Raw genomic sequence first — 22,521 nt, 5'->3', positions numbered from 1 at the left:
CAGGTTCCCTCCGGGGTGGGCACAGTGGTGGCCATGCGGGGGTGGTGGCAGGACCTCACCGACCTGGTGCTGCCGACCGACTGCGCCGGCTGCGGAGCACCTCGTACGGTGCTCTGCCCGCGGTGCCGTACCGCTCTCGGCGGATCCGGGCCGCGCCGGGTCCGGCCCATGCCTCAGCCGCCCGGGCTGCCGGTGGTGCACGCGGCGGCTCCGTACGCGGCGGAGGTGAGGGAGCTGCTCCTCGCTCACAAGGAGCGCGGCGCGCTGGCGCTCACGGGTGCCCTGGGCACGGCCCTTGCGGGCGCGGTGCGCGCGGGTCTTGGGCCGGGCGGGGCCGGGACACTGCTGCTCGTCCCCGTGCCGTCCGCCCGGTGGGCCGTGCGGGCGCGCGGGCACGATCCGGTACGACGGATGGCGCTGGCGGCGGCCGGCCGGTTGCGGCGCGCCGGGACACCGGCACGGGTGGCCGCCGTGCTGCGGCAGCGGCGGGCCGTGGCCGACCAGGCGGGGCTGGACGCACGGCAGCGCCTGGAGAACCTCGCCGGAGCCCTGGAGGTGACGGCGGGCGCGGGGGCGCTGCTCGCCGGCGGGCGGGTCGTGATCGTCGACGACCTGATCACGACCGGCGCGAGCCTCGCGGAGGCGGCGCGGGCCCTGCGGGAGGCGGCCGTGTTCCGGTCGGGCGGGGGATCGGTCGTGTACGAGGCCGTAACTCGGGAAGGAAGGGGGGAACGACGGATGGGAGCACGACCGGAGAAGGAGAAGTGGGTGCATGTTGCACCGGAAATGGTGGCCCCGAACGCCGGCGCAGAGACGCTCCAAGCGGCCGTGATCGCCGCACCGCGGGATTCTTTCGAAATAAACAGGAACTGAGTACGGACCTGCATCGTTGCAGGTGGTGAGAGGACCAATTCACCTGAACGGAGGTACGCCGCAGTAGAGGGTGACGACATCCGTCCGGGCGAGATATGTTCGGTTGTGAGGAAAGGCGCAGGCCACACCTCGCATATCCGAATGCCGTGCTGCGGGTTTTCCGCAATCACCCGCGCCGGTGGGGTGGAGATCTCGCCCATGGGGGAGGAGGAGGTGGAAGTCACCGAGTCCGAGGTTCCGGGGCTCGCCGGAACCTGGTGCAAAAGGGAGATGCTCCGCCGATGGAGCGGAGCGATCCGGGAACGGAGTTCTGCGTGGACATCGTCGTCAAGGGCCGCAAGACCGAGGTGCCCGAGCGGTTCCGCAAGCACGTGGCCGAGAAGCTGAAGCTGGAGAAGATCCAGAAGCTCGATGGCAAGGTGATCAGCCTCGACGTCGAGGTGTCCAAGGAGCCCAACCCTCGTCAGGCCGACCGCTGTGACCGAGTGGAGATCACCCTCCGCTCCCGTGGCCCGGTGATCAGGGCGGAGGCAGCGGCCAGCGACCCGTACGCGGCACTCGACCTGGCGGCGGAGAAGCTGGACGCCCGGCTGCGCAAGCAGCACGACAAGCGTTTCTCGCGGCGCGGCGCACGGCGGATCCCGGCGGCAGAGGTCGCCGACCATGTCCCGGGCGCGGCGACACTGGGCGGGAACGGCCTCCCCGTTCCGCCGGAGGAGACGGACGGAGTGCCGACCAAGAAGATCGGCTCGCTGGAGGTCAAGGGTGAAGGACCTCTTGTCGTCCGCGAGAAGACCCACGTCGCCTCCCCGATGAGCCTCGACCAGGCCCTCTACGAGATGGAGCTGGTCGGCCACGACTTCTACTTGTTCGTCGACTCCGAGACCAAGGAGCCGAGCGTCGTCTACCGGCGACATGCCTACGACTACGGCGTCATCCACCTCAGCACGGACCCGATGGTCGCCGAGGCGCAGCCTCCTGCGGCCGGAGGCACGCTGGGCGGCTGACCGACCGGACCCAAGCCGAGCCGGTGCCCCTGGAGCGCGCGTGCGCCCCCAGGGGCACCGGTGTGCGACCACTTCGCGCCCCGCACGTCACCGCAGCGACGGCCGGGCATGGAATCATGGCCGCACCGGCCCAACCGGTGGGCCGCTGCCTTGGGTTGGCGATGGCACAGGACCACAGGCCACAGCCTTCAGGGGGAGGAACGATGGCGGACACCTTCGGACCGATGCGAGACGCGGACGCCGACGACGGTGTCACCGGCATGGGCCCGGACCCGGCCCCGGCGCGCAAAGAGCCGATCAGAGTCCTGGTCGTGGACGACCACGCCCTCTTCCGCCGCGGTCTGGAGATCGTGCTCGCGGCCGAGGAGGACATCCAGGTCGTCGGCGAGGCGGGCGACGGCGCCGAGGCCGTCGACAAGGCCGCGGACCTGCTGCCCGACATCGTGCTGATGGACGTGCGGATGCCCAAGCGCGGCGGGATCGAGGCGTGCACCTCCATCAAGGAGGTAGCCCCCAGCGCGAAGATCATCATGCTGACGATCAGCGACGAGGAGGCCGACCTCTACGACGCGATCAAGGCGGGTGCGACCGGGTATCTGCTCAAGGAGATCTCGACGGACGAGGTGGCGACCGCGATCCGCGCGGTGGCCGACGGGCAGTCGCAGATCAGTCCGTCCATGGCGTCCAAGCTCCTCACCGAGTTCAAGTCGATGATCCAGCGCACCGACGAGCGCCGGCTGGTGCCCGCGCCCCGGCTCACCGACCGCGAGCTGGAGGTCCTCAAGCTCGTCGCCACCGGGATGAACAACCGGGACATCGCCAAGGAGCTGTTCATCTCCGAGAACACCGTGAAGAACCACGTGCGCAACATCCTGGAGAAGCTGCAGCTGCACTCCAGGATGGAGGCGGTGGTCTACGCGATGCGGGAGAAGATCCTCGAGATCCGCTAGCCGTCAGGCGAGGGCCCGGGCGAGTTCCCTGGCGAGGGGCTCGCGCAGCTCGGGGGCGTCCACCCGTTCGACGCGGACGTCCGTGCACGACACCCAGCTCGCCGCCTCGATCAGGGCCTGGGCGACCGCCGGGACCGCCTTCGGGCCGTCCAGGGTGATCTGCTTGGCCACCAGCGTGCGGCCCTCCCGGGCCGGGTCGACGCGCCCGACCAGCCGGCCACCGGCGAGGACGGGCATCGCGAAGTAGCCGTGGACCCGCTTGGGCTTGGGGACGTAGGCCTCCAGGCGGTGGGTGAAGCCGAAGATCCGCTCCGTGCGCGCCCGCTCCCAGATCAGGGAGTCGAAGGGGGACAGCAGCGTGGTGCGGTGCCTGCCGCGCGGCGGGGCCGCGAGGGCCGCCGGGTCCGCCCAGGCCGGCTTGGACCAGCCCGCCACCTCCACCGGCACCAGACCCGAGTCGGCTATCACCGCGTCGACCTGCTCGCCCTTGAGGCGGTGGTAGTCGGCGATGTCCGCGCGCGTGCCGACGCCCAGCGACTCGCCCGCCAGCCGGACCAGCCGGCGCAGGCACTCGGTGTCGTCCAGCTCGTCGTGCAGCAGCGCTTCCGGGATCGCGCGCTCGGCGAGGTCGTACACCCGCTTCCAGCCGCGACGCTCGACGCACACCACCTCGCCGTACATCAGCGCGCGCTCCACCGCGACCTTGGTGCCGGACCAGTCCCACCAGTCGTTCGTCTTCTTGGCGCCGCCCAGCTCCGTGGCCGTCAGGGGGCCTTCCGTGCGCAGCTGCTTGATGACCTGGTCGTAGGCGCCGTCCGGGAGCTGGTGGTTCCAGTGCGGGCGGCTGCGGTAGGCGCGGCGGCGGAAGGCGAAATGGGGCCACTCCTCGACGGGGAGGATGCAGGCCGCGTGCGACCAGTACTCGAAGGCGTGCGTGCCCGTCCAGTAAGCGGACTCGACCGCCTTGCGGCCGACGGCGCCCAGGCGCGCGTACGGCACGAGTTCGTGGGAGCGGGCGAGGACCGAGATCGTGTCGAGCTGGACCGCCCCGAGGTGGCGCAGCACCCCTCGGACCCCGGCCCGGCGGTCGGGCGCGCCGATGAAGCCCTGGGCCCGCAGGGCGATACGGCGGGCGTCGTCCGCGGAGAGAGTGAGCGTGGGGTGCGGCAGGGTCGTCATGCCCCGGACGATAGAGGGTGGCACTGACAGTCCGGTACGACCTGCGGTTCTCACCCCCGCGCGGGCAGGTACGGAGCCGTGGATGGCAGGCCCAGGTCCGAGGGGAGCAGGGACCCCACCCAGCAGTCGCGGCGCACCCCCTTGTTGTTGACGCCCGAGCGCAGGGTGCCCTCGACGGTGAAGCCGGCGCGTTCGGCCACCGCGCGCGAGGGGAGGTTGCCGACCTCGGCGCGCCACTCCAGGCGGTCGACGGCCAGGGCGGTGAAGGCCCAGCGGGCGGCGGCGAGGGTGGCCTCGGTGATGTAGCCGCGGCCGCGGTGCTCCCGGACCGCCCAGAAGCCGACCTCGCCGACACCCAGCGCGCGCATCGTCACCCCCAGCATCCCCACGAGCGTCCCGTCGGGCAGGAGGACGCCGAAGGTGAACATCGAGTCACTGGCCCAGCCGTCGGGCACGATCTGGCCGGTGAACCCCTCCGCGTGCTCGCGCAGATAAGGGGACGGGAAGTGGGAGATCCAGCGCTGCATGCCGGGGTCCTGGGCGGCGGCGAGCACCGCCTCGGTGTCGTCCGGGCCGACGGCACGCAGCACGAGGCGGTCGGTGGTGAGGGTGACGGGTTCCATCGGCCGATTCTGTGCGCGGGGCCCGCATCGGGCCAGCATTTTTCGCTGTCGGTGAGCGGGTGATCACATTTCGCGCAATTCCTTGCCGCGGGCGGCACCATCCGCGCGGCCCGTCCGTTGTCGTGAGTGAAACAGCCGTCGGGCCGCCAGGCTCCCGGCGCAGCCGGGTCCTCGCATACGATGGCCGTTGCTCAGTACGTCAGAAGGAAACCGACCGTCCCAGGCCCGACCGGCAAGGAGACCAGCCCCCGTGTCCGTCCTCTCGAAGATCATGCGTGCAGGCGAAGGCAAGATCCTGCGCAAGCTGCACCGCATCGCGGACCAGGTCAACTCCATCGAAGAGGACTTCGTCGACCTCTCCGACGCCGAGCTGCGTGCCCTCACCGATGAGTACAAGCAGCGGTACGCCGATGGAGAGAGCCTGGACGACCTGCTCCCCGAGGCCTTCGCCACCGTCCGCGAGGCCGCCAAGCGCGTCCTCGGCCAGCGTCACTACGACGTGCAGCTGATGGGTGGCGCCGCCCTCCACCTCGGCTACGTGGCCGAGATGAAGACCGGTGAGGGCAAGACCCTCGTCGGCACGCTGCCCGCCTACCTGAACGCCCTGTCCGGCAACGGCGTCCACCTCATCACGGTCAACGACTACCTGGCCGAGCGCGACTCCGAGATGATGGGCCGCGTCCACAAGTTCCTGGGCCTGAGCGTCGGCTGCATCCTCGCCAACATGACCCCGGCCCAGCGCCGCGAGCAGTACAACTGCGACATCACCTACGGCACCAACAACGAGTTCGGCTTCGACTACCTGCGCGACAACATGGCGTGGTCGAAGGACGAGCTGGTCCAGCGCGGCCACAACTTCGCCATCGTCGACGAGGTCGACTCCATCCTCGTCGACGAGGCCCGCACGCCGCTGATCATCTCCGGCCCGGCCGACCAGGCCACGAAGTGGTACGGCGACTTCGCCAAGCTGGTCCTGCGCCTGAAGAAGGGCGAGGCGGGCAACCCGCTCAAGGGCATCGAGGAGACCGGCGACTACGACGTCGACGAGAAGAAGCGCACGGTCGCCATCCACGAGTCCGGAGTCTCCAAGGTCGAGGACTGGCTGGGCATCGACAACCTGTACGAGTCGGTGAACACCCCGCTCGTGGGATACCTCAACAACGCCATCAAGGCCAAGGAGCTCTTCAAGAAGGACAAGGACTACGTCGTCATCGACGGCGAAGTCATGATCGTCGACGAGCACACCGGCCGTATCCTCGCCGGCCGCCGCTACAACGAGGGCATGCACCAGGCGATCGAGGCGAAGGAAGGGGTGGACATCAAGGACGAGAACCAGACGCTCGCCACGATCACCCTGCAGAACTTCTTCCGCCTCTACAAGAAGCTCTCCGGCATGACCGGTACGGCGATGACCGAGGCCGCCGAGTTCCACCAGATCTACAAGCTCGGCGTGGTCCCGATCCCGACCAACAAGCCGATGATCCGCAAGGACCAGTCGGACCTGATCTACCGCACCGAGGTGGCCAAGTTCGAGGCGGTCGTCGACGACATCGCCGAGAAGCACGAGCTGGGCCAGCCGATCCTCGTCGGCACGACGTCCGTCGAGAAGTCGGAGTACCTGTCCCAGCAGCTCAGCAAGCGCGGTATCCAGCACGAGGTGCTGAACGCCAAGCACCACGAGCGAGAGGCGTCGATCGTCGCCCAGGCCGGCCGCAAGGGCGCCGTCACGGTGGCCACCAACATGGCCGGCCGTGGTACGGACATCAAGCTCGGCGGCAACCCCGAGGACCTCGCGGAGGCGGAGCTGCGCCAGCGCGGCCTCGACCCCGAGGAGCACATCGAGGAGTGGGCCGCGGCTCTGCCCGCCGCCCTGGAGAAGGCCGAGCAGGCGGTCAAGGCCGAGAAGGAAGAGGTCGAGGAGCTCGGCGGCCTGTACGTGCTGGGTACCGAGCGGCACGAGTCGCGCCGTATCGACAACCAGCTGCGCGGTCGTTCCGGCCGTCAGGGCGACCCCGGCGAGTCCCGGTTCTACCTCTCTCTCGGCGACGACCTGATGCGGCTGTTCAAGGCCCAGATGGTCGAGCGCGTGATGTCGATGGCGAACGTCCCGGACGACGTGCCGATCGAGAACAAGATGGTCACGCGCGCGATCGCGTCCGCGCAGTCGCAGGTCGAGCAGCAGAACTTCGAGACGCGTAAGAACGTCCTGAAGTACGACGAGGTGCTCAACCGGCAGCGCGAGGTCATCTACGGCGAGCGGCGCCGCGTCCTGGAGGGCGAGGACCTGCACGAGCAGGTGCAGCACTTCATGGACGACACGATCGACGCCTACATCGCCGCCGAGACCGCAGAGGGCTTCCCCGAGGACTGGGACCTGGACCGGCTGTGGGGCGCCTTCCGGCAGCTGTACCCGGTGAAGGTCACCATCGAGGAGCTGGAGGAGGCCGCCGGTGACCGGGCCGGTCTGACCGCCGAGTTCATCTCCGAGTCCATCAAGGACGACATCCACGAGCAGTACCAGGCGCGTGAGGCGCAGCTCGGCTCCGAGATCATGCGTGAGCTGGAGCGGCGGGTCGTGCTGTCGGTGCTGGACCGCAAGTGGCGTGAGCACCTCTATGAGATGGACTACCTCCAGGAGGGCATCGGCCTGCGCGCGATGGCGCAGAAGGACCCGCTGGTCGAGTACCAGCGCGAGGGCTTCGACATGTTCACCGCGATGATGGAGGGCATCAAGGAGGAGTCCGTCGGCTACCTGTTCAACCTGGAGGTCCAGGTCGAACAGCAGGTCGAGGAGGTGCCGGTCGAGGAGGCCGAGCCGGTCGCGGAGGGTGTCCAGGACACGGTGCCCGCGCAGGCGGGTGCGCGGCCGGAGATCCGGGCCAAGGGGCTGGATGTTCCGCAGCGGCGGGATCTGCACTTCTCGGCGCCGACCGTGGACGGTGAGGGCGGCATCCTGGAGCGGGACCTCGAGGACGACGAGCCCGTGCGGTCCGAGTCCGACGGGCTGACGCGGGCCGAGCGGCGGCGGCAGGCCAAGGGCGGGCGTCGGCGCAAGAAGTAGCCTGCGGCGCCTTGGCGTTGTCCTGGGGCCGGGTCTCCCTTCGGGGGCCCGGCCCTTCGGCTTGCCGGCTTGCGCGTGCCGCTGCGCCCACCCGTGCCGCCCCCAGCGGCACGACTGCCCGCAGCCGGGGCATTCGGGAAAGGCTAGTCCTTCGGGGTTTGGGGCCTGGGGCCCAGTTCTACCGCTGTGCAGCGCCAGCGGTGGTCGGGGCCCTGTTCCAGGCGGAAGGCCATGGCGCGGAGTTGGGTGCCGGCGGCGATGCGGGCGAAGACTTCGAGGGCGCCCGCGCGGGGGACGTAGTAGCCGATGTCGCGGACGACGGGCCGGGTGCCGCGGGTGCGCAGGGGGCCGAGTTCGGCGAGGCGGGCGAGCTCGTCGTAGGCGCGGCCCGCGGTGTACCGGAGCATCCAGTGGACGGGCCGCTGGCCGCTGAGGACCGCCAGCAGGCGGTCGGCGAAGAGATCGGTGGGGCGTGGCCGCGCGGCGGCCGTCTCCGGCGCTGTGACGGCCGTGCGGCGGACCGGGGTGCGGGGCGGGGCACTCCCCGGGCGCCGGGAGTCGTGGCGGGTCGGGGGACGGTGGCGCGGGCGGGGCTGGGAGGTGCGGCTCATGACCTTGTTCATGGGATCCCCGTTCGGCGGGCCGGAATGTACCGGGCGGTAACTCGCTGGTGGGGATCTTGTACGGGGGCGGGGGCCGGCAGAGCAAGGAAGGCGGCGCCGGTGGCGAGGGGCTGAAAAGTTCACCTATCCGAGGGACGGGCGGCCGCGGCAGCCCCGGGAGGACGGGGTGGGACCGGGTGAATCCGGGGCCGGGGGTGGACGCTGTCGCAGGTGCGGGCAGGGACCCGAAAGGGGACGGCCGCACGTATCCTGAAGGCCCGTCGGTGACCAGGAAAGAGCGGCCAGCCATGCGCGTCTACGTCCCCCTGACCCTCCCCGGTCTCGCCGAGGCGTACAAGACGGGCGAGCTGGGGAGCGGCCCCTTCGTCGCGTACGCCGTCACGCCCGCGCTGCGCGAGTGGTACCTCTCCGACGACATCGAGGAGCTGGAGTACGCCGCGCTCAGCCGTGCCGCGCTGGCCTCGCTGCGGCTGCTGGCGGCCGATCCCGAGGCGGTACGGCGCCGGGTCGTGGTCGCCGTCGACGTGGCCGACAAGGCCGCCACGGCGGACCCCGACCGGGGGCTGGACCCAGCCGCACTGGGCGAGGTGACGGTGGCCGGTGCGGTGCCGCTCGCCAAGGCGGCGGCGGTGCACGTGGACGCCGACGACGCCGAGGAGGACGTGGCCGCGGCGGCGCAGGCGCTGGAGGCGGCGGACGGCGGGGACGACGACGCGCAGTTCGTCGTGGACGGGGCCGAGGACCATGAGCTGCTGTGGTACGCCACGCAGGAGATCGCCAACCTCGTCGACGGAGTCTGACCCGTCGGTGCCGCTGCGGGTCCGTGCTCCGGCTGCCCCGCCCCGAACGTCCTGCTCCGGCTGCCCTGCCCCGACCGTCCTGCTCCGGCTGTCCGACGTGATTGTCAGTGGGGGCGGGTACGGTCTTGGACATGGGGATGCATGCAGGGGCGCACATCGTCTGGGACTGGAACGGGACCCTGTTCCACGACAATGACGCGATCGTCGGGGCCACGAACGCGGCCTTCGCCGAGCTGGGGCTGGCGCCGATCACGCTGGAGCAGTACCGGGCGCTGTACTGCGTGCCGGTGCCCAGGTTCTACGAGCGGCTGCTCGGGCGGCTGCCCACGGATGCCGAGTGGGAGCTGATGGACGAGGTCTTCCACCGGTACTACACGGAGCACCGGGTGCGGTGCGGGCTGACCGAGGGAGCGGCGGAACTGCTCGCGGGGTGGCGGTCGGCGGGGAACAGCCAGTCGCTGCTGAGCATGTACGGGCACGAGGATTTGGTGCCGTTGGTGCGGGGGCTCGGGATCGAGGCGCACTTCATACGGGTCGACGGGCGTACGGGGCCGTCGGGGGGCAGCAAGGCGGAGCACATGGTGCGGCATCTCGAGGCGCTGGGCGGTGTGGTGGAGGCCCGGCGGACCGTCGTGATCGGCGATGCGGCGGATGATGCGGTGGCCGCGGGACACGTGGGGGCGCGAGCCGTGCTGTACAGCGGAGGGTCGCACAGTCGGGCGAGTCTGGAGGGGGCGGGGGTGCCGGTGGTGGACACGCTGGCCGAGGCGGTGGCCGAGGCGCAGCGCATGGCGGCGTAGCCGCGGGCGGGGTGCCGGGGGAGGCACGGCCGCCCGCAGCTACGAGGGCGTACGCCGGCTCACATGCGAGCCCGCGGCCCCGTGGCCATGCCCTCTACGCCCTCTCTCGCAGCACCTTCAGGAACTCCCGCATCCAGCTCGGGTGGTCCGGCCAGGCCCGGGCGGAGACGAGGGTGCCGTCGGCCACCGTTTCGATGTCTTCGAAGTGGGCGCCGGCGGCCTGCATGTCGAGCTCCAGGGCGGGGTACGCGGTGACCCTGCGCCCCCGGAGGCTGTCGATGGCGGCGGTCAGCAGGGGTCCGTGGCAGATCTGGGCGACGGGCTTGTCGGCGTCGAAGAACGCCTTGAGGATCTTGCGCAGTTCCAGGTCGTTGCGCAGATACTCGGGAGCACGGCCGCCCGGGACGACCAGGGCCGCGTACTGACCGGGGTCGACCTCGGAGAAGGCGAGGTCGGCGGGCCAGGTGTAGCCGGGCTTCTCGGTGTAGGTGTCGTAGCCGGGCTCGAAGTCGTGGACGACGAAGCGGAGCGTCTTGCGGGTGGGGGCCGCGATGTGGACGTCGTAGCCCTCCTCGAGCAGGCGCTGGTAGGGATAGAGGACTTCCAGGGACTCCGCAGCGTCGCCGGTGATGATGAGGATCTTCGCGGGCATTGTCGGTTCCTCCTGGGCGGGCACGGCCCCTCCGCGGGGGACGGGCACTGTCCTGGGCAACGTGCCTGCGCAGGGCGCGCCTGCCAAGAGGGCCCGTCGTTTTCAGGGTGCGACCTGGGACGTCCGGACGCGACCGGATCCGCCCCCGGACCCGACCGCAGTCCGCGCGCCATCGGCACCGCCGTCACACAGCCGGCGCCGAACACCACCGGCACCCCCACCCGCATCGGACCCGAACGCCGCGCTTGACCCACCCCACCCCGAATACGCCACCGGCCCCCACACCGCCCCTGTGCAGAACGTCAAACTTCACCCCCCGGTTTTGTACACATACGGCTCATGACGACCCCCGGGTGAGGGGCGATAGCCTTGTGGCGTGATCAGCGCGATAGCTCGCGGGGGCGACGTTGCCCCTGCCCCGCGCCCGGGTCGTACGGAACACCTCCGTGGCCGGGCGGCGGTCGCTGGTCTTCGCGGGCGGGACGGGGGCACCGACGCCCCCAGGACGCCGAGGACGGCCCCGGACACGACGGTGCCGAGAGCAGCGTCACATCCGACAGGCCCGTCGAGAATGGCCGAATACCCCCCGCTCATCTCACCCCGCGGCATAGCGTCGGATCGGACCGGACACCCCGGGCCGTGGCGTCGGGCCGGGGGGAAGGGGACCGTACTTCCTTCTACGTCACGCAACGGCGCGCGACAGGAGCCAGAGGACAATGCAGACCAAGCTGGACGAAGCCAAGGCCGAGCTGCTCGAACGGGCCGCCCGGGTAGCTGAGAACAGCCCGGTCGGGGGGCACCTACCGACCGGGACGACGGGCGAGGGCACGGCCGGCACCCCCGACAGCGAGTCCGTGCTCGCGTTCCTCCAGCGCTACTACCTGCACACCGCCCCGGAAGACCTCACCGACCGCGACCCGGTCGACGTCTTCGGCGCCGCGGTCTCGCACTACCGTCTCGCCGAGAACCGGCCGCAGGGCACGGCCAACGTGCGGGTGCACACCCCGACCGTGGAGGAGAACGGGTGGACCTGCAGCCACTCCGTGGTGGAGGTCGTCACCGACGACATGCCCTTCCTGGTCGACTCGGTCACCAATGAGCTGACCCGCCAGGGCCGCGGCATCCACGTCGTCGTCCACCCGCAGTTCGTCGTCCGCCGGGACGTCACCGGCAAGCTGATCGAGGTGCTGCCGACCCCGCCCACCGGCGACCTGCCGCACGACGCGCACATCGAGTCCTGGATCCACGTCGAGATCGACCGGGAGACGGACCGCTCCGACCTGAAGCAGATCTCGGCCGACCTGCTGCGCGTGCTCTCCGACGTCCGCGAGGCCGTCGAGGACTGGGAGAAGATGCGGGACGCGGCGGTCCGGATCGCCGACGGCCTGACGAACGAGCCGACCCCCGCGGACCTGCCCCGGCCCGAGGTCGAGGAGGCCCGCGAGCTGCTGCGCTGGCTGTCCGACGACCACTTCACCTTCCTCGGCTACCGCGAGTACCAGCTGCGCGCGGACGACACCCTCGCCGCGGTGCCCGGCACCGGTCTCGGCATACTGCGCTCGGACCCGCACCACGCCGCGGACGACCAGCACCCGGTCAGCCCCTCCTTCGAGCGGCTCCCGGCCGACGCGCGCGCCAAGGCCCGCGAGCACAAGCTGCTCGTGCTGACCAAGGCCAACAGCCGGGCCACCGTGCACCGGCCGTCGTACCTGGACTACATCGGCGTCAAGAAGTTCGACGAGCAGGGCAATGTCGTCGGTGAGCGCCGCTTCCTGGGCCTGTTCTCCTCCGCCGCCTACACCGAGTCGGTCCGCCGGGTCCCGGTCATCCGGCGCAAGGTCGACGAGGTCCTGCAGCGGGCCGGCTTCTCGCCCGAGAGCCACGACGGCCGCGACCTGCTCCAGATCCTGGAGACCTACCCGCGCGACGAGCTGTTCCAGACCCCGGCCGCCGAGCTGCAGGCCATCGCGACGAGCGTCCTCTACCTGCAGGAGCGCCGCCGGCTGCGGCTGTACCTGCGCCAGGACGAGTACGGCCGCTACTACTCGGCCCTCGTCTACCTCCCGCGCGACCGCTACACCACCGGCGTCCGGCTGCGGATCATCGACATCCTCAAGGAGGAACTCGGCGGCATCAGCGTCGACTTCACCGCCTGGAACACCGAGTCGATCCTGTCCCGGCTGCACTTCGTCGTCCGCGTCCCGCCGGGCACCGAGCTGCCCGAGCTGTCCGACAGCGACAAGGAGCGGATCGAGGCCCGCCTGGTCGAGGCCGCCCGCTCCTGGGCCGACGCGTTCGCCGAGGCGCTGACCGCCGAGTGCGGCGAGGAGCACGCGGCCGAGGTGCTGCGCCGCTACAACAACGCCTTCCCCGAGGGCTACAAGGCGGACCACTCCCCGCGCGCCGCGGTCTCCGACCTCGCCCATCTCGAGCAGCTCAGCGAGGACAAGGCCTTCAGCCTGAGCCTGTACGAGCCGGTGGGCGCCGGGCCGGAGGAGCGCCGGTTCAAGATCTACCAGAAGGGCGGCTCGGTCTCCCTCTCCCACGTGCTGCCGGTGCTCAGCCGCCTCGGCGTCGAGGTCACCGACGAGCGGCCGTACGAGCTGCGCTGTGTGGACCGCACCACCGCCTGGATCTACGACTTCGGTCTGCGCATGCCCCGCGCGGCCGGTGTCGCCGGGGACCTCGGCGACGACGCGCGTGAGCGGTTCCAGGAGGCGTTCGCCGCGACCTGGACCGGCAAGGCGGAGAACGACGGCTTCAACGCCCTCGTGCTCAGCGCCGGGCTGAACTGGCGGCAGGCGATGGTGCTGCGCGCCTACGCCAAGTACCTGCGGCAGGCCGGCTCTACCTTCTCCCAGGACTACATGGAGGACACCCTCCGCAACAACGTCCACACCACCCGGCTGCTGGTGTCCCTCTTCGAGGCCCGGATGTCGCCGGAGCGGCAGAAGGCCGGCCTGGAGATCGTCGACGCGCTGCTGGAGGAGCTGGACGCGGCCCTGGACCAGGTGGCGAGCCTGGACGAGGACCGGATCCTCAGGTCCTTCCTCACCGTCATCAAGGCGACCCTGCGCACGAACTTCTTCCAGGAGACGGCCGACGGTACGCCGCACGCCTACGTGTCCATGAAGTTCGACCCGCAGGCCATCCCGGACCTGCCCGCGCCGCGCCCGGCGTACGAGATCTGGGTGTACTCGCCGCGCGTCGAGGGCGTGCACCTGCGCTTCGGCAAGGTCGCCCGAGGCGGCCTGCGCTGGTCGGACCGCCGTGAGGACTTCCGCACCGAGATCCTCGGCCTGGTCAAGGCGCAGATGGTGAAGAACACCGTCATCGTGCCGGTCGGCGCCAAGGGCGGCTTCGTCGCCAAGCAGCTGCCGGACCCGGCGGTGGACCGCGACGCCTGGCTCGCCGAGGGCGTCGCCAGCTACCGGACGTTCATCTCGGCGCTGCTCGACATCACCGACAACATGGTGGCCGGCGAGGTCGTGCCGCCGCAGGACGTCGTACGGCACGACGGGGACGACACCTACCTGGTGGTCGCGGCCGACAAGGGCACCGCGACGTTCTCCGACATCGCCAACGAGGTCGCCGACAAGTACAACTTCTGGCTCGGCGACGCCTTCGCCTCCGGCGGCTCGGCCGGCTACGACCACAAGGGCATGGGCATCACCGCGCGCGGCGCCTGGGAGTCCGTGAAGCGGCACTTCCGCGAGCTGGGCGTCGACACGCAGACCGAGGACTTCACGGTCGTCGGCATCGGCGACATGTCCGGTGACGTGTTCGGCAACGGCATGCTGCTCAGCGAGCACATCCGCCTGGTCGCCGCCTTCGACCACCGGCACATCGTCATCGACCCCGACCCGGACGCGGCCACGTCCTACGCCGAGCGCCGCCGCCTGTTCGAGCTGCCCCGCTCGAGCTGGGCCGACTACAACACCGAGCTGCTCTCCGCGGGCGGCGGGGTCTTCCCGCGCACGGCTAAGGCGATCACGCTCAACAGCCACATCCGGGAGGCCCTGGGCATCGAGGAGAAGATCTCCAAGATGACCCCGGCCGACCTGATGAAGGCGATCCTCAAGGCGCCGGTGGACCTGCTGTGGAACGGCGGCATCGGCACGTACGTGAAGTCGTCGGCGGAGTCCAACGCCGACGTCGGCGACAAGGCCAACGACGCCATCCGCGTCGACGGCGCCGACCTGCGTGTCAAGGTCGTCGGCGAGGGCGGCAACCTGGGCCTGACCCAGCTCGGCCGCATCGAGTTCGCGCTGCACGGCGGCCGGATCAACACCGACGCGATCGACAACAGCGCCGGTGTGGACACCTCCGACCACGAGGTGAACATCAAGATCCTGCTGAACGGCCTGGTCACGGACGGCGACATGACCGTCAAGCAGCGCAACAAGCTGCTCGCCGAGATGACCGACGAGGTCGGCAGCCTGGTCCTGCGCAACAACTACGCGCAGAACACGGCGATCGCCAACGCCCTCGCGCAGTCCAAGGACATGCTCCACGCCCAGCAGCGGTTCATCCGCCACCTGGTGCGCGAGGGCCACCTGGACCGGGCGCTGGAATTCCTGCCCACCGACCGCCAGATCCGCGAGCGCCTCGGGCAGGGGCAGGGCCTCACCGGCCCGGAGACGGCCGTCCTGCTGGCGTACACGAAGATCACGGTCGCCGAGGAGCTGCTGCACACCACGCTGCCGGACGACCCGTATCTGCGCGGCCTGCTGGACGCCTACTTCCCCTCGGCGCTGCGCGAGCGGTTCGCGGAGGCCATCGACGCCCACCCGCTGCGCCGCGAGATCACCACGACCGTGCTGGTCAACGACACGGTCAACACGGGCGGTACGACGTATCTGCACCGCCTGCGCGAGGAGACCGGCGCCTCGCTGGAGGAGATCGTCCGCGCCCAGACCGCGGCCCGCGCGATCTTCTGCTCGGCGCCGGTGTGGGACGCGGTGGAGGAGCTGGACAACAAGGTCGACGCGGCCGTCCAGACCCGGATCCGGCTGCACTCGCGCCGCCTGGTCGAGCGCGGCACGCGCTGGCTGCTCAACAACCGGCCGCAGCCGCTGCAGCTCGCCGAGACGGTCGAGTTCTTCGCCGAGCGGGTCGAGCACGTCTGGCAGGAGCTGCCGAAGCTGCTGCGCGGCGCGGACCTGGAGTGGTACCAGCACGTGTACGACGAGCTGTCCGCGGCCGGTGTCCCGGACGAACTCGCCACGCGCGTGGCCGGGTTCTCCTCCGCCTTCCCGACGCTGGACATCGTCTCGGTGGCCGACCGCATGGGCAAGGAGCCGCTGGACGTCGCCGAGGTCTACTACGACCTCGCCGACCGGCTCAGCATCACCCAGCTCATGGACCGCATCATCGAACTGCCCCGCGCCGACCGCTGGCAGTCCATGGCCCGCGCCTCCATCCGCGAGGACCTGTACGCGGCGCACGCGGCGCTCACCGCGGACGTCCTCGCGGTCGGCAACGGCAACTCGACGCCGGAGCAGCGCTTCAAGGCCTGGGAGCAGAAGAACGCGGCGATCCTGAGCCGGGCGCGCACCACCCTGGAGGAGATCCGCGGGTCGGACTCCTTCGACCTCGCCAACCTGTCGGTGGCGATGCGCACGATGCGGACGCTGCTGCGCACGCACTCGTAGTTCCACGGCGTACGACGGCGAGTCGTACGGCGTGCCAGCGCCGGGGGCGCCCCGGGACCGGTTCCGAAGCCGGTTCGGGGGCGCCCTCGTTCTTGCCCGCGACTTGCTCGCGGCTTGCCGACGCTTAGCGAAAAACCCGCGGTGAATTTACCGTTTCCTGCTAATCGTGCCCTTTCGGCTAGGGTCTGGACTGTGACAGTGAACCTCACCGAGATCCGTCCGGCGCCGGCCCCCGCCCCGGCCCCCGAGCCGGCTCCGGCCCGGCCGGTCACGCGCGTGGTGCTGGAGGCCGTGAAGTTCGGGGTCGTCGGCGGCAGCGGTGTCCTCGTCAATTTCCTGGTGTTCAATCTGCTGCTGCACGGCCTGCGTTGGCAGGCGATGACCGCGACGGTCCTGGCCAGCTGTATCGCGATGGCGACGAATTACCTGGGCTTCCGGTATTACGCCTATCGCGACCGCGCCTCGCGCACCCGGCGCCAGATCGTCCTCTTCTTCGTCTTCAGCGGGCTCGGTGTGGTGATGGAAAGCGGTCTGTTTGGGGCCGGATATCACGGGCTCGGGCTGCACGGCGCGTTCGAGTCGAACGTGGTGAAGGCGCTGTCGATCGTGCTCGCCTCCGCGTTCCGTTTCCTGGTCTACCGCACCTGGGTGTTCCAGCAGGATGCGCGCCGAATCGCCTAGCGCCGGGCTGCGTGCCGGAACGCCCGGCACGGGGTCGTCCCGGACGGTGAGCGCCGGCCGGGTGCTGCCCCAGGCCGCCGTGGCGCTGCTGCTGGTGCTGATGCTCTTCGTGATCGTCCGTCTGCCGTGGGCGGGCGATCTCGGCATGCACGCGGCGACCGTGCAGCGGCTGCGGCACAGTCTGCTGCACCCCGGGAACCCGCTGGTCGACGCCGACACGCCGAGCCCGTACTACTCGCCGTGGATGCTGCTGCTGGGCTGTGTCGCCCGGATCAGCAGCCTGTCGGTGTTCGACGTCCTGCGGATCGGCGCGATCGCCGGGCTGGCGCTGCTCGTCACCGGGGTGTGGCGGTACGTCCGCACGCTCAGCGCGCACCGGGCGGCGCCCGCGTTGGCCATCCTGAGCCTGGTGCTGCTGTGGGGTCCGCTGCTGTTCAACTGGAGCGGCTTCCTCGGGCTGGGCTCCCTGGCGCTGACGGTGTCGTATCCGAGCGTGTTCGCCCTCGGCCTGTCCTTCCACTTCTGGGCGTGGCTCACCAGGGTGCTGCGCGAGGGGGCCGGGTGGGTCGCGTGGCTGGGGCTGGGCGTGCTGTGGGCGCTGATCCTGCTGTGCCACCAGTTCACCGGGGTCGTGGCGTCGCTGGGCGCGCTGGCCGTGGTGATCGCCGCGCGACCGGGCCGGCCGGCGCTGCTGCGGCTCGGCGCCGCGCTCGCGCTGGGGGCGGCGCTGCTGTGGCTGTGGCCGTACTACGACTTCTTCTCGCTGTTCTCCGCCGGCGCGGATCTGGAGGCGATCCACCGGCCGCTGTACGAGCATCTGGCCGGGCGGTTCGGGCTGGTGCTGCTCGGGGTGGCGGCGCTGGGGCTGCGGTGGCGGCGGGACCGGTGGGATCCGCTGGTCCTCTTCTTTCTGCTGGGCGCGCTGGTGTTCGCGGCCGGTGGGCTGACCGGGCACTACTCCTGGGGCCGCGCCCTGCCGGCCGCGCTGATCCCGGCCCAGCTCGCGGCGGCGCTGGAGGCCGTGTCCGCGGGGCGGCGGGCGCTGCGGGTGGGGTGGGCGTGTGTGCTGGGCGCCGCGCTGGTGATGGGGGCGTGGACGCAGGCCGGGACGCTCGGGTACGTGGTCGGGCGGGACGCGCTGCCCGGTGCGGTGGCGGCGAAGTACCGGACCCCGTGGGTGGGGTATCAGTGGATCACGCCGTGGGTGAAGTACGGGGATGTGGTGATGGCGGGGACGTGGCCGTCGCGGCAGATTCCGGCGTACGGGCCGTACACGGTGGCTCCCGGGTACCCCGATGTGTTCCTGCCGGATGCGGCGGGGCGGGAGGCGGCGGTACGGCGGTTCTTCGCGGCGGGGACGTCGGGGGAGGTGCGGCGGGGCATCGTGCGGGAGTACCGGGTGCGGTGGGTCGTCGGCGGACGGGGCGCTGCGCAGCCGTGGCTCCGCCAGGTGGCGACGGGGCCTGGCGGGCAGGTGCTGTACGAGGTGAGGCGCTGACCGCCGCGCGACCGGTGCGGACAGGGTGCCCGGTGCTGCGGCAGGCCGGAGGTGGGTTCACCGGCCCGCGCCCGCGGGGTGCCTCCCCCACGCTCGGCTTCGCTCGCGCGGGGGACCCCCACCGCCCACCCGTGCCGCCCCACTTGGGGCAGTTGTCGGTTACCTCAGGGCGCTTGCCACCAGGCGGGCCGTGTTGTGGAGTTTGGGGTGGGCCAGCTTCTTGAGGGCCGGGCGGATCACGTGGGCCGTGACTCCCGTGGGGTGCCAGCGGACCTGGAGGCGGCCGGGGTTGCGGCCCTCCGGCTCGATGGTCACGCAGTGGGGTGTGGCGCCGGAGCGGTAGTCGATGCGGGCGGTGAGGGTCGGGAAGGCGAGGGGGGCCAGGAGCAGGCCGGTGTGGGCGAGGCCCTGTTGTTCCAGGCGGAGCAGGGGATGGCGTACGCCGTCGAAGCCCTGGACCGGAAGCGGCACCTGCGACAGGTCCACGCGGACCCGGCCCTCGAAGACGCCCGGGCTCACCGGGTCCAGGCGGAACGGCACCGTCAGACGGCGGCGGCCCGGCGCCAGTACCAGGCTCGCGCGCTGCGGGCCCACCGGAAGCCGCAGCCCGGGGTCGTAGGTGCGGATGCCGAGGGTCAGGGTGGTGCCCCGGCCCGGGGTCAGGTCGGTGATCTCGTGGCGGAACTGCGCGCTCGGGAACGGGCGGGTGTCCAGCTCGAGGTCGGAGACGTCGAGTTCGCGGCGGGACTGTTCGGATGCCGGGACGATGTCGCCCCAGTACGGGGTGCCGGCGTCGTCGGTCGTGACGTGGCGCGGAGCGACCCCGTGTCCCAGTCCCCGCGCCGCCAGCCGGGCGTCGGGGAGGCGGCCGTCGCGCAGAAGTTGCAGCACCACCCGTTCCGGGCGGGGCAGCCGCGTGAAGGCACCCGGGGACAGCGTGTCCAAGTAGGGGTTCATCAGGTCGGCGAAGGACCGCAGCCACTCCTCGTCCCGGTAGGGCAGATCACCCGCGTACATCCGGAAGTCGTGCTTGAGGAACTTGAAGTCCTTGTCCTCCCGCAGCCCCGCGTGCCCGCTCTCCACCAGGAACTCGTCGATCAGCCGCTGCACATGCACCCGGTCGCGCACGTTGGAGATCTTGTGCCGCTGGTTGGAGATGGAGGCGGAGGCGGCCGCCGCGAACGGTTCGATGTACCAGACGTACACCGGCTCCGGAATGATCGTGAACGCCTTGGCCAGGCAGTACGCCTGCGCCGAGAACAGCTGGTCCTCGTAGTGGATGCCCTCGGGGAACCGCAGCTCGTGCCGGTCGAGGAAGGCGCGCGCGTACATCTTGCTCGTCGACAGATGCTCGAAGAGCAGTCGCGGGTCGGCCTCGATGCCGTCCAGCGTGCGGCGCTCGGCGACCAGGTGCGGCATCCAGGTCGAGCGGCGCCCGTTGTCCACCCGTACCCGCCGTACCGCGCCCATGGCGAAGTCGATCTCGCGTTCGCGGTGGGCGGCCAGCAGCAGTTCGACCGCGCGGGGCGGGAGTTCGTCGTCGCTGTCGAGGAACATCAGGTACGGCGCCCGGGCGATCTCGATGGCCCGGTTGCGCGGCGCGCTGCAGCCACCGCTGTTCTCCGGCAGCCGCAGGTAGCGGATGCGGTGGTCCTGGGCGGCCAGTTGCCGCGCCACGGCGGGCGTGTCGTCGGTGGAGTGGTCGTCGCTGATGACGATCTCGATGTTGGGGTGCGTCTGGGCGCGCAACGAGGCGACCGCACGGGGGAGGCGGGCCGCGTCGTTGTAGACGATGACGGTGACCGTGACGTCGGGGGTCGTGGTCGTCATGCCGTGGCCTCCTCGGGGGTCGGGGCGGGGGTGCGTTCCTCGAGCGGGAGCACCGGGGGCAGCGCCTCCTCCGGTTCGCCCAGGAACACCCGCCGTACGACCCGCTCGGCGGCGCGGCCGTCGTCGTATTCGCAGAACCGGCGCCGGAACGCGGCCCGTGCCTTGGCCGCGGCCTCGTCGCGCCAGGCGCCCGAGGCGAAGATGTCCGCCAGTTGCTCCTGGGTGCGGGCGACCTGGCCCGGCGCCTCGGCCATCAGGTCGAAGTAGACGCCGCGGGTGGTCCGGTACGTCTCCCAGTCGTCGGCGTAGATCACGATCGGCCGGTCGAGGTTGGCGTAGTCGAACATGATCGACGAGTAGTCCGTGACCAGCGCGTCGGCGGCCAGGCACAGCTCCTCGACCGGGTCGTAGGTGGAGACGTCGATGATCCGGCCGGTGCGGCGCAGGCCGGTGAGGGGGCTCGCCGAGCCGCCGTAGAAGTAGTGGGCGCGCACCAGCAGGACCGTGTCGTCGCCCAGGCGGTCGGCGAGGGCGGCGAGGTCGAGGCGGGGGGTGAAGCCGGCCTCGTAGTCGCGGTGGGTGGGCGCGTACAGCACGGCCTTGCGGCCGGGGGCGATGCCCAGGCGGCGGCGGGCGGTCCGGACGTCGTCGGCGGTGGCGGTGTAGAAGACGTCGTTGCGCGGATAGCCGTGGTCGAGGGAGGTGTAGCGGGCCGGGTAGGCGCGTTCCCACATCCGGGTGGAGTGGCTGTTGGCGCTGACGCTGTAGTCCCACTTGTCGATGCGGGCGAGCAGGGCGTTGAAGTCCAGTCCCTTGGCGGCGGCCGGGTGGTCCATCTGGTCCAGGCCCATGCGTTTGAGGGGAGTGCCGTGGTGGGTCTGGAGGTGGACGGCGCCCGGGCGTTTGACGACCGCGTTGGGGAAGTTGACGTTGTTGGTCAGGTACTTGGCGGTGGCCAGCGTCTCCCAGTAGCGGCGGGTGCCGGGCACGACGTGGTCGGTGCCGGGCGGCAGCAGGGCCGCGTTCTCCTTGCTCACCACCCACACCCGGCGGATGTGCGGGGCGAGTTCGGCGAGCTTGGCGGCGATCGCGGCCGGGTTGCAGGACACCCCGCGCTCCCAGTAGGCCGCGAACACCGCGAGGTCGGGGTCGATCGGGCGGGTGAGCGCGCGGTGGTACTGCTGCTCGCGGAGCTTGGCGCCCACCTGGCGCTTGCGGGTCCGCACGGCCTTGCGCGCGGCACGGCGGGTGCGGTTGGCGGCCTGGAAGGCGCGGTACTTGGTGTACGCGCCCTCTTCGAGCAGGGCGTGCCGGACGCCTTCGAGGCCCGCCGGGCGCTGGTGGCCCTCGGGGCGCCAGCGGGCCGCGGCGAGGGAGGCGCGGCGGAAGAACTCGCGGGCCACCGGGTCGGGCAGGTTCTCCCGGGCGAAGGTGCGCACCAGGTCGCGCACCATCAGGTCGTACAGGACCGAGCGGGCCGCCCGGCGCTCCTTGGCGAGCGGGAGCAGGGACTCGTAGCGGTCGATGAGCGCGTAGCGGTCCTCGGGAACGAGGGCGGGGAGGCTCTCCGGGCGCAGTCTGCGGTCCTCGTACGCCACCTGGTTCAGGCAGGCGACGCGGCCGGCGTGCAGCAGGGCGGCGTGAGCGGCGTACGGCTCGTCGTCCGTGGCCAACTGCTCCTCGTGGGCGCGCCAGAAGGCGGCGCGCAGGACGCGGGTGCCGAGCAGCGGGGTCAGCCGGAGCAGGTCGGCCGCGTCGTCCAGGGGGACCGCGGCGCGGCCGGCGCCGGCCAGGAAGCGGCCGTCGCGGGAGGGGCGCGCGGCTGTCTGCCAGGTGGTGGTGACGTGGTCGAGGAGGAGCACGTCCGCCGTGTCGCCGAGCTCTGCGGTCCGCTCGGCGATCAGCCGGGGCGCTCCGGCGGGCAGGCCGTCCTTGGCGTGCACGAAGTGCAGCCAGCGGCCGGACGCCCGCGCGGCGCCCGCCGCCCGGGCCGCCGCGTCACCGGTACCGTCCGGCAGAGGCACCACGACCGTCTCGGGGGCGTGCGCCTCGGCGGTCTCCCGGGCCCAGTCGCCGACCGCCGCGACGATCACCTCGGCGTCCGCGAGCGGGCGGGCCTCCAGTGAGTCGAGCAGTTCGGTCAGATGCCCCTGGGTGTTCGGCCCGTAGACGATGACACTGAGGTGGGGCATCGCGGAGGACTCCTTCGGCTCGTCGTCTCAGGGGCACCCTTCCTAACATACTGTCACTAGATGGATGAAAAGGATAACCACGCCTGAGGTAAGAGCTG

Annotated in this window: 15 protein-coding genes; 9 read left to right on the top strand and 6 right to left on the bottom strand. The window is 71.1% G+C overall.

Going from position 1 to position 22,521, the window contains the following annotated elements:
• Window positions 1–33 precede the first annotated feature (33 nt).
• The 3 genes from ACZ404_RS35760 (at window position 34) to ACZ404_RS35750 (ending at window position 2,830) form a co-directional block, all read left to right on the top strand.
• Complete coding sequence (locus tag ACZ404_RS35760; protein WP_468447362.1) at window positions 34–873, top strand: ComF family protein; 840 nt, start codon at window positions 34–36, stop codon at window positions 871–873.
• A gap of 314 nt (window positions 874–1,187) precedes the next feature.
• The gene (gene hpf / locus ACZ404_RS35755; RefSeq protein WP_468447385.1) at window positions 1,188–1,880 is read left to right on the top strand and encodes a ribosome hibernation-promoting factor, HPF/YfiA family; all 693 of its coding nucleotides are present in this window, start codon (window positions 1,188–1,190) and stop codon (window positions 1,878–1,880) included.
• A 203-nt stretch (window positions 1,881–2,083) separates the two neighbouring features.
• Window positions 2,084–2,830 carry a response regulator gene (locus tag ACZ404_RS35750; protein ID WP_468447360.1) on the top strand — a complete coding sequence of 249 codons (747 nt, stop codon included), beginning with the start codon at window positions 2,084–2,086 and terminating at the stop codon, window positions 2,828–2,830.
• Between the two features lie 3 nt (window positions 2,831–2,833).
• Here the strand turns inward: ACZ404_RS35750 and ACZ404_RS35745 are convergent, their stop codons facing one another.
• Window positions 2,834–4,009, bottom strand: coding sequence for a winged helix-turn-helix domain-containing protein (locus tag ACZ404_RS35745; protein ID WP_468447358.1), 1,176 nt, complete (start codon window positions 4,007–4,009; stop codon window positions 2,834–2,836).
• Between the two features lie 50 nt (window positions 4,010–4,059).
• Window positions 4,060–4,632 carry a GNAT family N-acetyltransferase gene (locus tag ACZ404_RS35740; RefSeq protein ID WP_468447356.1) on the bottom strand — a complete coding sequence of 191 codons (573 nt, stop codon included), beginning with the start codon at window positions 4,630–4,632 and terminating at the stop codon, window positions 4,060–4,062.
• A gap of 250 nt (window positions 4,633–4,882) precedes the next feature.
• Here ACZ404_RS35740 and secA point away from each other — a divergent pair, with 250 nt between their 5' ends.
• The gene (gene secA, locus ACZ404_RS35735; protein WP_468447354.1) at window positions 4,883–7,693 is read left to right on the top strand and encodes a preprotein translocase subunit SecA; all 2,811 of its coding nucleotides are present in this window, start codon (window positions 4,883–4,885) and stop codon (window positions 7,691–7,693) included.
• 143 nt (window positions 7,694–7,836) lie between these two features.
• Here secA and ACZ404_RS35730 read toward each other — a convergent pair whose 3' ends face one another.
• A complete protein-coding gene (locus ACZ404_RS35730; RefSeq protein WP_468447352.1) occupies window positions 7,837–8,316 on the bottom strand; it encodes an Rv3235 family protein in 480 nt (159 codons plus the stop codon).
• Between the two features lie 287 nt (window positions 8,317–8,603).
• Between ACZ404_RS35730 and ACZ404_RS35725 the strand changes: the two genes are divergently transcribed.
• The gene (locus tag ACZ404_RS35725) at window positions 8,604–9,116 is read left to right on the top strand and encodes a DUF6912 family protein (RefSeq protein WP_468447350.1); all 513 of its coding nucleotides are present in this window, start codon (window positions 8,604–8,606) and stop codon (window positions 9,114–9,116) included.
• A 131-nt stretch (window positions 9,117–9,247) separates the two neighbouring features.
• A complete protein-coding gene (locus tag ACZ404_RS35720) occupies window positions 9,248–9,916 on the top strand; it encodes an HAD family hydrolase (protein ID WP_468447348.1) in 669 nt (222 codons plus the stop codon).
• A 94-nt stretch (window positions 9,917–10,010) separates the two neighbouring features.
• Here ACZ404_RS35720 and ACZ404_RS35715 read toward each other — a convergent pair whose 3' ends face one another.
• On the bottom strand, window positions 10,011–10,568 hold the full coding sequence (locus tag ACZ404_RS35715) for a DJ-1/PfpI family protein (RefSeq protein ID WP_468447346.1): 558 nt from the start codon (window positions 10,566–10,568) through the stop codon (window positions 10,011–10,013).
• Window positions 10,569–11,284: 716 nt separating this feature from the next.
• On the opposite strand from ACZ404_RS35715, the gene ACZ404_RS35710 reads away from it, so the two are divergent.
• From ACZ404_RS35710 to ACZ404_RS35700, 3 genes are all read left to right on the top strand, one after another.
• Window positions 11,285–16,222: an NAD-glutamate dehydrogenase gene (locus tag ACZ404_RS35710; RefSeq protein ID WP_468447344.1), complete on the top strand. Its 4,938-nt coding sequence runs from the start codon at window positions 11,285–11,287 to the stop codon at window positions 16,220–16,222.
• Window positions 16,223–16,420: 198 nt separating this feature from the next.
• Entirely contained in the window at window positions 16,421–16,903 is a 483-nt protein-coding gene (locus ACZ404_RS35705; protein WP_468447342.1) for a GtrA family protein, read from the top strand.
• A gap of 100 nt (window positions 16,904–17,003) precedes the next feature.
• On the top strand, window positions 17,004–18,401 hold the full coding sequence (locus tag ACZ404_RS35700; protein WP_468447384.1) for a hypothetical protein: 1,398 nt from the start codon (window positions 17,004–17,006) through the stop codon (window positions 18,399–18,401).
• 159 nt (window positions 18,402–18,560) lie between these two features.
• On the opposite strand, the gene ACZ404_RS35695 is transcribed toward ACZ404_RS35700, so the two are convergent.
• The gene (locus tag ACZ404_RS35695; RefSeq protein WP_468447340.1) at window positions 18,561–20,231 is read right to left on the bottom strand and encodes a glycosyltransferase family 2 protein; all 1,671 of its coding nucleotides are present in this window, start codon (window positions 20,229–20,231) and stop codon (window positions 18,561–18,563) included.
• Window positions 20,228–22,423, bottom strand: a complete 2,196-nt coding sequence (locus tag ACZ404_RS35690; protein WP_468447338.1) for a CDP-glycerol glycerophosphotransferase family protein — start codon at window positions 22,421–22,423, stop codon at window positions 20,228–20,230. Before ACZ404_RS35690 ends, ACZ404_RS35695 begins: the two co-directional genes overlap by 4 nt.
• Window positions 22,424–22,521: the final 98 nt, after the last annotated feature.

The organism is Streptomyces sp. NPDC030798 (genome assembly GCF_055572275.1).
The sequence above is the reverse complement of the archived record's forward strand: the minus strand, read 5'-3'. Positions and strand labels throughout refer to the sequence as shown.

Coding starts and splice junctions, on each gene's coding strand:
- ACZ404_RS35730 (WP_468447352.1), bottom strand. CDS start 8,316: ATGAACAAGGTCATGAGCCGCACCTCCCAGCCCCGCCCGCGCCACCGT.
- ACZ404_RS35760 (WP_468447362.1), top strand. CDS start 34: ATGCGGGGGTGGTGGCAGGACCTCACCGACCTGGTGCTGCCGACCGAC.
- ACZ404_RS35740 (WP_468447356.1), bottom strand. CDS start 4,632: ATGGAACCCGTCACCCTCACCACCGACCGCCTCGTGCTGCGTGCCGTC.
- ACZ404_RS35720 (WP_468447348.1), top strand. CDS start 9,248: ATGGGGATGCATGCAGGGGCGCACATCGTCTGGGACTGGAACGGGACC.
- ACZ404_RS35690 (WP_468447338.1), bottom strand. CDS start 22,423: ATGCCCCACCTCAGTGTCATCGTCTACGGGCCGAACACCCAGGGGCAT.
- ACZ404_RS35695 (WP_468447340.1), bottom strand. CDS start 20,231: ATGACGACCACGACCCCCGACGTCACGGTCACCGTCATCGTCTACAAC.
- ACZ404_RS35745 (WP_468447358.1), bottom strand. CDS start 4,009: ATGACGACCCTGCCGCACCCCACGCTCACTCTCTCCGCGGACGACGCC.
- ACZ404_RS35700 (WP_468447384.1), top strand. CDS start 17,004: ATGCTCTTCGTGATCGTCCGTCTGCCGTGGGCGGGCGATCTCGGCATG.
- ACZ404_RS35750 (WP_468447360.1), top strand. CDS start 2,084: ATGGCGGACACCTTCGGACCGATGCGAGACGCGGACGCCGACGACGGT.
- ACZ404_RS35725 (WP_468447350.1), top strand. CDS start 8,604: ATGCGCGTCTACGTCCCCCTGACCCTCCCCGGTCTCGCCGAGGCGTAC.
- ACZ404_RS35710 (WP_468447344.1), top strand. CDS start 11,285: ATGCAGACCAAGCTGGACGAAGCCAAGGCCGAGCTGCTCGAACGGGCC.
- ACZ404_RS35715 (WP_468447346.1), bottom strand. CDS start 10,568: ATGCCCGCGAAGATCCTCATCATCACCGGCGACGCTGCGGAGTCCCTG.